Below are 2,179 nucleotides of genomic sequence, written 5' to 3'. Positions count from 1 at the left end.
TATAAATGTCAAGAATACTATGTACACTTTTGATTGTTTAAGAATGTACAAATTTACTCGTCATCAGGCTTTAAATGATTCTTAATTCTATAAGATGGTCCTATTATATTTATAACTTCTGCGTGGTGTAATACTCGATCTAATATTGCATTTGCTAATTTACTATCTTGGAATACTTCGTCCCATTCTTTAAAGCTGATATTTGTTGTTAATATAGTGCTTTTCTTTTCATATCTTAAATCAATTAATTGGAAAAATAGTTTGGCATCTTCTTTATCAATCGGTAGGTAACCGATTTCGTCAATAATTAATAATTTATATTTTCCATAGTGTTTTAGACGGGTTTCCAATCTATTCTCTAATTTTGCTCTTTTTAGATTTAATATTAGATCATTGCACTTTATAAAGTAAGTGCTTGTTCGCTTCTTAGATGCAGCAATCCCTATAGATGTAGCTAAATGTGTTTTTCCTACGCCACTTGATCCCATGAATATAATATTTTGTTTATCTTCGATAAATCTTAACGTAGTAAAATCTAAGATTTGTTGTTTGTTTATGCCTGGCTGAAACTCAAAATCAAACTCACTTATTTCTTTCCGGTGGGGGAATGCCCCCAGCTTAACCATTGAGTTAATCATAGTTTTTTCCCTAACATCTATTTCATGATTTGTTAGCTTCAATAGTGTGTCTACGAAAGAGAGTTCATTTTTTGTGCTAAAGTCAATCGTATCGCTAAGATGTAGTATCATTTGTTGCAACTTTAAATACTCAAGATTTTTTAATAATTGCTGATAGCTACTATTCAATTTTATACACCTCATCAATCGCAAGTAGATTTTTTTTAGCTAACTCATCAATATCTTGATATTTAGGCATACCATGTGATAAGGCATCTACATAATGTTCTTTTTTGTAGTTCAATCTCTTTGAACTGATTTGATGTTCGGCAATTAGATCCATGTTATAATAAATATGGATATGGTTATCATAAACTTGTAAACCAACGGTTTTTCCTTTGTATTCAGCTGGAACTGAATATTGATTCGATTTGTAGGTAATCATACCCGAGGGATTTACTTTTACAAGCTTATGTTTAATCTTATAAGAGTCTCTTATTTCTTTCCGTGGTAGGGGGAGTAAGTGGCTCTTTTCTTGTTTTAAGGCGATAATTGGTATCTTTCCGTTACCTTGGTTATAACTGTGATTAACACGTTCATTAAGTCTTTCTATAAACCTATGGAGTTCTTGATAATCAAACTTCCCCTGATAGGCATGTATTTCATCTAATATCTTCATCGGACTTTCTACCTTCCCTTTTGTTCTTGGTCTACCGGCAATACAAGGCTTTACTTCAAATCCATTGTCTTTGGCAAATTGTTCAAACCTTTCATTGACCAACCCTTTCGTATATTCTGTTCGGTGACTGTCCATTACAGTTTTTAAATTATCTGTCAATATTGTTTTTGGAACCCCACCAATAGTCTCAAAACATTCCATTAAAAAAGATATTAAGACACTTTGTGCTTTGGATAATGATAAACAATATATTCGAAATCTAGAATTTGATAATAAAAGGACACCTACATTAACTATTAAAACTTCCCCATCTTTTGTTATATATTTAATGTTTTCTTTCCAATCAAATTGCGCCTGTTCCCCAGGTGGTGTTTCAAAACGAACTATCGAAGCAACAGAATGTGTTCTTTTACCATCGGTAAAATATGCCTGAAACTCTGGTTTTCTTGAGATATAAGCTCTAAACGCAGATGCAGAACAATCCAATCCATGATTATCTCTTAAGTACTGCCAGAGCACTCTTTTATAATAAAATCTTTGAAGAGATTCCTCGGAAAGCAAAAGTTTTATAACGTCATATAACTCATCTATTTTTGATCTTCTATTACGCTTTTTAGTTGGCACATAACCATTTAAATATTTATCTATTGTCCTCCTATCTACATTTAATTGTCGAGCTAGTTCACTCTTGTTTATCTTCATGTTTAGACTCTCCATAATAACTTTTAGTTCTGGTAAATCATTAAGATTTTTGATGTTAAATTCTGTTTTTATTTTTAGTTGTACATGCATTCTTCCCACCTCAAATCAAGTATGCATGTACTGATCAAAACTGTACATTCTTATCCAATCATTTATGTACATTATTAAGTTAGCATTTATA

The 2,179-nt window shown here is 31.5% G+C and carries 2 protein-coding genes; both read right to left on the bottom strand.

The genetic code is table 11. The annotated features are described in order from the left end of the window. Nucleotides 1-53: 53 nt before the first annotated feature. Nucleotides 54-806, bottom strand: coding sequence for an IS21-like element helper ATPase IstB (gene istB, locus ACFPM4_RS19125; protein ID WP_382355374.1), 753 nt, complete (start codon nt 804-806; stop codon nt 54-56). Beyond that, nucleotides 799-2,088, bottom strand: a complete 1,290-nt coding sequence (gene istA / locus ACFPM4_RS19120; RefSeq protein ID WP_382355371.1) for an IS21 family transposase — start codon at nt 2,086-2,088, stop codon at nt 799-801. The genes istB and istA overlap by 8 nt, the downstream gene beginning before the upstream one ends. Between the last annotated feature and the right edge of the window lie 91 nt (nt 2,089-2,179).

The organism is Lederbergia graminis, assembly GCF_042655485.1.
In the GTDB taxonomy this organism is placed as follows: Bacteria; Bacillota; Bacilli; order Bacillales; family Bacillaceae_C; genus Lederbergia; species Lederbergia graminis.
This window is presented reverse-complemented; position numbering and strand designations above follow the sequence as displayed.

Excerpts from the sequence above, each read along its gene's own strand:
- istA (WP_382355371.1), bottom strand. The coding sequence starts at position 2,088 with ATGCATGTACAACTAAAAATAAAAACAGAATTTAACATCAAAAATCTT.